The sequence below is a fragment of the Mitsuokella jalaludinii DSM 13811 genome (assembly GCF_000702905.1).
Classification (GTDB): Bacteria; Bacillota; Negativicutes; order Selenomonadales; family Selenomonadaceae; genus Mitsuokella; species Mitsuokella jalaludinii.
In genome coordinates this window covers 1-8136 of record NZ_JNKR01000039.1, presented here as the reverse complement: position 1 = coordinate 8136, position 8136 = coordinate 1, and the positions used below count along the sequence as shown (strand labels likewise).

5 protein-coding genes and 1 pseudogene are annotated in these 8136 nt (G+C 44.1%); 2 read left to right on the top strand and 4 right to left on the bottom strand.

Going from position 1 to position 8136, the window contains the following annotated elements:
* Positions 1-46 precede the first annotated feature (46 nt).
* Positions 47-496, top strand: a complete 450-nt coding sequence (locus T518_RS10640) for a hypothetical protein (protein WP_051652317.1) — start codon at positions 47-49, stop codon at positions 494-496.
* A 263-nt stretch (positions 497-759) separates the two neighbouring features.
* On the opposite strand, the gene T518_RS10630 is transcribed toward T518_RS10640, so the two are convergent.
* The 4 genes from T518_RS10630 to T518_RS10615 all read right to left on the bottom strand — a co-directional run bounded on the left by T518_RS10630 (position 760) and on the right by T518_RS10615 (position 7657).
* Complete coding sequence (locus tag T518_RS10630; RefSeq protein ID WP_036378781.1) at positions 760-1431, bottom strand: GIY-YIG nuclease family protein; 672 nt, start codon at positions 1429-1431, stop codon at positions 760-762.
* A gap of 90 nt (positions 1432-1521) precedes the next feature.
* Entirely contained in the window at positions 1522-2898 is a 1377-nt protein-coding gene (locus T518_RS11690; RefSeq protein WP_072003602.1) for a restriction endonuclease subunit S, read from the bottom strand.
* On the bottom strand, positions 2885-4567 hold the full coding sequence (locus tag T518_RS10620) for an HsdM family class I SAM-dependent methyltransferase (RefSeq protein WP_051652316.1): 1683 nt from the start codon (positions 4565-4567) through the stop codon (positions 2885-2887). Before T518_RS10620 ends, T518_RS11690 begins: the two co-directional genes overlap by 14 nt.
* Before the next feature lie 12 nt (positions 4568-4579).
* Positions 4580-7657 carry a DEAD/DEAH box helicase family protein gene (locus T518_RS10615; protein WP_036378779.1) on the bottom strand — a complete coding sequence of 1026 codons (3078 nt, stop codon included), beginning with the start codon at positions 7655-7657 and terminating at the stop codon, positions 4580-4582.
* Between the two features lie 245 nt (positions 7658-7902).
* Between T518_RS10615 and T518_RS12480 the strand changes: the two are divergent.
* Positions 7903-8136, top strand: a pseudogene (locus T518_RS12480) (IS701 family transposase); the annotation flags it as partial.

The following is an 8136-nucleotide window of genomic DNA, read 5'->3' as shown; positions in this document are numbered from 1 at the left end:
TTACGAATTTTGTGTGGTAACTTAATTGTACTAGCGGCAATAGACTATGTCTATTTTTTATGAAATTGAATTTGCGAAATATATTTTACCTTATCACCAGGATTTGATGTTATTTGACTCCTTGATATGCAATCGTGACCGGCATCTGGGAAATTTCGGTTATCTCGTGGATAACAACACAGGGAAATACATCTCTCCTGCCCCTATTTTCGATAATGGCTTTTCCCTTCTTTATGGTGCCGCAAAAGGGAATATGGCAGATATCCCTGCCTACATCAAAACAATTGAAGGAAAATATCTTCCCTTTGACCTGCAGGCACAGCTCTTCATTCAGCCACGTCACGCAGCGAAGCTTCGTAAGCTTTTACATTTTAAGTTCCAGAAGCATCCCCGCTACAATGTATCCGATATATGCCTTGAAAAAATGTCAGAGATGATACAGCTGCGGGGCAAGGCAATCCTTAAGATTTATGACCGCAGGGAAATGTCTCTCTAGAAGAATCTTGACGACTAAAAAAGCCGCTATGATAAGATATGATCTTCACAGCGGTTTTTCGTTTAGTTTAGCGGCTTCCGGATTTCCTCCGGTAGACTGAAATATTCATCCAGGCAGCGGTTTAGAAACCGCTCCACAGCAACGGTCTTGGACTGCCCTGACTCAGCACAGAAGCGTTCCAGCTTCTCGTTGATGGGTGTCGCTAGTTTTATATTTAAGATCTTGGCATCTTTCTTTTGCCTTGGCATATCAAATCCACTCCTTTATCCCTGGTCTCCATGCTGCGAGCGGTAGATATTTATCACGTTCCCAGCATGATCTTTCCAGCTGAGCCAGCCATTGCGATGATTTCCAGTGCAGACAGCAGCGGCCAGCGATACGGAAGCACAAACAACATCTTCGACAAGCTGGTTGTTTTCAACTTTGGCGGTGGTTCGGACCGCAAGCTCATTTTCTGGTCCCGTCCAAGGAGCGAAGGTGCTGCCCTTCAATACGATGCACTGGTTATGGGTGATTTTCATCGTTCCCTTTATCGGCCCAAAGCCTTTCTTGCTGGTAGATAAGTAATACAAGCCATCCGGCGGCAACATTTCGCTGTTTTGTACTGGCGCTGGTGCATCTTCCGCCTGCGGGAAGATCTGCTTGCCATCAAAGGCCTTTAGAAGCTCGATAACCAAGGAAAGATCCACGGCGAACATCTCGATGCCTTTATCTCCAATCTTGACCTGGGATTTGTCAAAGAGCCGATGGATCAGATGCTCCTTCTCATCATAATCGGCTACTTCGACGGCAAACTCCCGTTTCAGCCCATTGAAGTTCCGATAGCCATTCGATTCCAGCATAGTCATCCGGTTCTCGAACTGGCTGGCAGCGGTCTTGCCAATCTTAAGCAACCCCTGCGTACAGGACATCACATAAACAATTCCTTTTGCCATATCAGTCCTTAGCCTCCTCTTGATCTGCAATCGGAGTAGCGAGCTTGATATTTAATATCTTCGCGTCTTTCTTTGCGCGTGGCATAAATATCACTCTCCCTTCTTGCCGTAGTCAGTATCCTGTTCTGCAACCATACTGTGGTCTGCAACAGCCTGATAATCTGAGAAATGTTTGATCTTCGATTCTGCTTCTTTGAAGGTAACTTGACCGTTCATCAACAGAGGCAGAAGGAAGTCACGGAGAGATGCGAGGCGACGATTTTCTTCATGGCATAATTTAACAAGGTGATATGCTTTTCGAATAGTAATTTCATATCTTCTGATAACGTCCATACTGCATATTACCTTTACTTGAGCCATAGTTTTTGTATTGATCACCCCTTGAATGGATCCACCAGTTCCAAGTTCTATCTGTTTCTGAGAATAATCAGTTTTTAAAGTCTGATAGAGGAAAAGAGTATTGTCGTCAGGCTCAATAATTACTGCATTTAATACCTGGGCATCAGATTTTTTATCATATATGTTAGGAATTCCATCCTTACCGCATCTAGAAATCAGAATATCTCCATAATGCACTTGTGATTTTTTATTTCTTTCAAAAAACTCGTGGGTAATGTATTTCAACGAGGAATAATCTATTCCATCGGTAGTCATTTCTGCAGGACGAACAATAGGAATGCCCTCCTCTTCTGAACAATAATACTTATCTACAGGTCCAACAAATCCAACCTTGACACATTTCGAAAGATGCTCAATATCTTTTACTTTCCATCCTTCCGGAATTTCTCTTTTCAGTTCCGCGTTCCATATCATCTTCCCACCAGAAGACCGGTATGGCCTTCCGTTCTCGTCTGGAAAATCGAATTGAAGGAACCAGTAGTCGTAAATCATGCTGGCAAGGGATTCAAGTTTATAAGACAGGCTATTATTTATTTCGATTTTATCTTGAATATGCACAAGTATAGATGCAATCTCATCCTGTATTTTCTTCTCAGGTAAAGGTATTTCTAAATTTCTAAAATTTGTAGTTGCTGTTGCAAGTGCAGGAACGCCAACATAATTTGCAAACGAAAGTAACCGTTTCTTGCCTTCATTCGTATGAAAATAATATGCGAACCAAATTGGATTTACCTTATCTGTATCCAAGCTGACACGAAATTGACTTTGAGAAATTAAAAACTCATCATATGGCAAATCATAAGGAACATACGATATCTGACCAATAGTTCCTCGATGAGTAACAACAATATCTCCAGGATGAACAAGCGCATTTTGAAGAGAATCTGCTTTTTCACGAGTTACAAAGCGCAAATTATCTCCATTCATCTTCACTGAAGTCAAATTACTTCCATCCAAAAACGGAACACCTTTATCAACTAAATACTCGACCTTGACATCAGATCCAAAAGGTCCCATAGATATGCTCTTAATGAGAGATTTCATAGAGACCATTTTATTTTCTCTCATAAATAAGCCCTCCTAAATCTTTCTTGATCTCGGCTTCCATCTGATGTCCTTCATTCCAAAGTCTGCTGATGTCGCTTACATAACCAGATAACTTCTGGTTGAATTCATCTTCAGTCATCTCCACATACTCAATCTTGACCTCGAAGTACTGACCGGCAGAGAAAGAATAGTTCTTTTTCTTGATATCTTTTGTACTTACTAGAACAGAAAAATCATCTTCCGCTTTCTGATTGATAAACGTATCAATGATCTGGTTAATTTCGTTATCACGCAGCACAGTACGCTGGTTTTTGCCTTCCTTACGCTTCTCGCCAAGTTTCGAGGCATCGATTAGGATAACTTTGTCATCATCGCCCTTTGTTTTATCGATAAAGAGTACCGACACGTTCGTACCAGTATTGGCAAAAATATTTGAAGGCATGGAAACCACGCCCTTCAGCCAATTTTCGTCAATGAGACGCTGCCGGATTTTCTTCTCGATTCGGCTCTGTGCTGTCAGAAATCCGGTTGGGCATACAATAGCAGCTCTACCGTTATCCTTCAGTGCCCAGAGGACATTCTGGATGAACAGAAGATAAATTGCCATGGATTCCTTCTTCTTTTTCGGGATCTTCGGCACACCTGCAAAGAAGCGGTCCGTGTCCTGCCAGTTGCTCTCAATCTCGTCTCTTGTCGCAGAGAAATCCATCTTGAACGGCGGATTGATCGTGATGTAATCAAATTTCTTATAACCGGAAGATGGATCATGATTCACATTATACTGGGACGGCGAGGTCAGAGAATCCCCCTGGACGATATTGTCCAGAGACTCCGTCAGGCCGTTCAGCATCATGTTCAGGCGAAGGAAACGGGTTGACTTTGTCGAAACATCCTGCGCGTAAACTCTGGCACGGTTGCCAAACTTGCCATGGCCCAATTCATTGGCCAGGTGCAGGACCAAGGAACCGGAACCGGCAGCACAATCCAGAACATCATAAAGCTTGTTGTCATCGACCTGGGACATGCCCACAAGGATCTTAGAAATAATCGAAGAAACTGATTGCGGGGTAAAATATTCGGCGTAAGTTCCGCTGGCTACGTTGTAGTTCTTAATCAGATACTCAAAGATCGTACTGTAAAAATCAAAGTTGCCGCCGAAAGCATCACTAAAATCGAACTTGGATTCCGAGATGATGCCGAAGATGGCGACTGCGAAGGCATCACGCTTACTCTTATCGATGATGTTTTCCGTAATACGAGTAAACAGCGGCTCTTTTTCTCCTCCAGCTGTAGAGACCTTAAACTTGTCGTTCTCCTGGTAGTTCGAAATACGTTCCAAAGTGTCATCGAACATTGCCGCAAATCCTGGCTGACCGGACTTGTTGATAAGAGCCTGGATCGTATCCGTGCTGTGAAAGACTACATCCGTCGGATAGGCGTCATAGAAGGCATCCAGCTCGTCGTTCTCGTTGGCAAGGACTTCGTCCACACTCTCTCCAATTTCCTCTGCGAACTTTTCAATATTGTGCATGTATTTATCCGAGAGAAACTTGTAGAGGAATACGGACGTAACCACGACTTCCTCTGCGGCTGTATTGGAAAGGCCATTCTGACTGCAGAGGCCCTGCAGCTCATCGATCATCTGATCGATCTTCATTTCCAATGCGTAATAATCCTTATGTTCTGCCATTATTTGTCTCCTTTATCTGTAGTTCTGCAGGTTGCTGTACATGTTGGAGAGAAGAGTCTCCAACCACGCCTTAAGACCAAGCTTCTTATATAGCCCAGACTTCAACAGTTCCTTTACAACCTTCTTCTTTGTCTCATCAATGAAGCCTTGACGCCCCTGAACAACAAGAATATCCGCATCAACCGCATCCTTGATCTTGTCATATACAAGGCTCACAGCAGCTTCTACCTCCTTATTATCAAGCTCCGGACGGTCGGACATGATATCCTGATAGGTCTTCACAAGACCAAAATTACCGTCATACTTGGCTGCCAGGCGGTCATTCTCCGCATTGATTGCTACCGCCTTCTTAAGGATCTCTGCAAGCTCGCCAGAGAGCGAATCAAGGTCTTCAATCGAATGAATATCCATCCTTGCAAACAGCTGTTGCAGCGCAGCATCCAGGCTCACCATACGGATGTCATTCTTGTTCCGGTTCTTCGAAATCTCATGTTTTACATCCTTCAGAGTCTTATTGAACTTCTTATAGCGTTCATCCTCTGGATTGAAACGGCTGAGGTCAATCACAGATACAGAAGTCTTGATAAACTCGTAGACGATCGCTACGACTTCTTCATCCGAGATGAGATCCAGCATCCGGACAGGCTCTTCTTTTAAGTTGATGAAGTCGATCTTTTCCTGCGTCAGGTGGAGCTTCTTATTGATATGCTCGATATCAATCACTGCGGCATCTTTCATCGCGTTCGAGAGCATGAGCTCTACGTAGCAGTCTTTGATGCCCTTCAGCTGCTGACGGATCTTGAGAAGCGCATCCTTATTAAAATTCGAAAGTTTTCTGGAATACGCTTCCAGATTATTTTCGTCAATGATGGACTTTAACGTATCGCTATACGTCTTCAGCTTCTGTCTGATGGTATCCACATCGACGAGAAGGCCGGAAAGGCTGTTATGATGATCTTCGTCATCATCGACATCATTGATGTCGTTCTCCAACTCTTTCAGATACTCGTTAAGCGTCCGGTCGTACTCCTCTTCGATATCCACGAAATCCGTGATATAGCCGTAATGATAGACCTTACCGTCAGGACTCTTATACGGACGATTCACACGGGAAATCGTCTGCAAAAGCCCCTGTGCATGCGGCCCGCGAAGAAGATACATCTTCTTTAGACGGGACACATCGTAGCCAGTCGTCAACATATACTCAACGATCAGAAGGTCCGGATGACCTTCATACTTGAAGTCGTTCTGATTATTTTTATTTGCTTCAGCCTGGCGGGGATCGCCGTCATCTGTAATGACAAGGCCCGTGGACAGACGAGAATTCTTTTGGAACCATTCGTGAAGCTTCCTTGCCTGGGGATTCGACCGGCAGACGATCATGCCGCCGATCGAATTATCCCTGTTGATGAGCCGAAAGCCTTTAAAATCTTTCTCGATGTATTTCCCAAGATAGGCAATATAGGGATTGGACTCATAGACATCCGCAGAGTTGAGATCCGGATCTTCCAGTTCCAGATTTTCTTTGATATCCGACTTTACAACGGTATCGATCTTCTCTTTCTTGATACGCAGCGTGTAGCCGTCGGCAATCGATGCATCATAGAAATACTTATGGATGTAGTCGCCGAATTTCAGGTTCGAACGCTCTTTCTTAGAAAGAAGCGGTGTTCCAGTCAGTGCGACGAATACAGCGTTCGGATCACAGAGGATCAGGTTCTTGAAATAACTGCCGTTCAGGGCATAGGACCTGTGTGCCTCATCAATAAAAAAGACTCGCTGAATATTCGTGTTGTACTCGTTGACAGCCTTTGGAATCGCCTCTTCGAACTTCTGGATATTGACGACTACGAATTCTCCAATCTTGCCATCCAGGGAGGTCTTCGGAAGCGTCTTGTTAAGCTCTGACGAGAACTCCTTCCGGCTACTCGCATTCGTAACTTGCAGATACCGGTTTGAGAATTCACCGTTATCCTGACGGAGCAGTTCCAGGCGGTCCACAACGAAATAGAATCTCGTAATGATGTTTTTCTTTGCGTAGTAATCATGGAGAATACGGTTCAGATATACGGCAAGCTCTGTCTTACCGGATCCCTGGCAATGCCAGATGATGCCACGCTTCTCATTCTTATCAAGGCGATCCAGAAGCCTTTGGGAGGCAAAGAACTGTGGATAGCGCATGATATGCTTCTCCGGAGGATGATTGTTGCTTGCCTTCAGATAGCAGATACCATACTTCAGAAGAAATAGAATCCTCTTCCTGTCGTAGAACGATGTGATAAAGCGATTGCATGGCGTCATGACGCTGTTGTTTGTCTGAAATTCCGGCAGGTCAAAGATAGAAGGCCTATAACCAAGGTCCTGGATAATGTCCTTGCAGAAATCATCATCCAGAGGTCTGTATGAATAGCCTTCATGGTAATTCTTATAATTCTCTCGGAAGAAAGAAAATCTTGTCTTTAACCCATTCGGAGCACTATAGAAAGAACCGGCCTTGACAAGTTCTGCCTGTGCGTCGTCACCGTTTTCGTATTCCATGTTGTTGGAAAACGATACGAACTGGATCAGATTGAAGAACTTGTGATACGCAGGATTCTTCAGGCGATTACTGGTCATACGCTTAAACTCGGCCTGAATACCGTTCTCGTTATTCGGCTTCTTGACCTCAAGGAATGCCAGCGGCATACCATTGATCAGAATATTGATATCCGGACGGAAAGAACCATCCTCTGTATCCTTCTCAATGGTAAAAGGCAGCTCGTCAACTACGGCGAAGTCATTATTTTCCGGATGATCGAAATCAACGAGACGAATATCATTCGAGTCGTCAATCAGCCTTAAATACCAAGAACGGCCAAGGTCATTATTACGAATCAGCGTATGGATCTCAGAAAGAAGTGCCTCGATCTCAGCACTTTCAAAGCTCTTGCCGTTGATTTTTTCAAGAGCAGGCTTGAAGCGATTGACAAATATCTTGGTATTAAAATCGATATCAGCATCGCTGATCGATTGATAGGCATAGCCAATCCTGAGAAATTGAAGTGTTGCGGGGATCTTTACCCGCGTATCTTCGTTAAATGTCCTTGCCATTACCCTTCCCCCATCATTGATTTTTCTTTGGGCTCATATTCGTTGCCTTTATTTAAGGCAACGAATATGAGCCCAATTTATTTTCTCGTAATTTTATAGATTCTATTATACACTATTATTCATGAATCGTCTACACGATTTATACATATACAGCAGTTTACAGCTTTTGAGACATAATAAAATCACGTAGTCCCTGCTGGTGTATAATAGATTCACCACAAACCAAACACGAGAGGTGCTACGTGATGTCTCAATTATACACCAGTCAGCCGACAGTTAACAGACTCCTGACGATTTTTTCTTCTTTGTTCCATTCTGCGACGAGGCCGACGCGCCATCTGTTGGCGTGGCTCCTCATCGCTCAGCTGGCTCTGGAGTCAGCTTCGTCGGTGCGTTGCCTGTTCCGGCAGTTCCTGTCGAAGCAGACGGATGCGTCGCTGAACAGTTATTACCGCTATTACCGCGCTCTTGGCAATGGG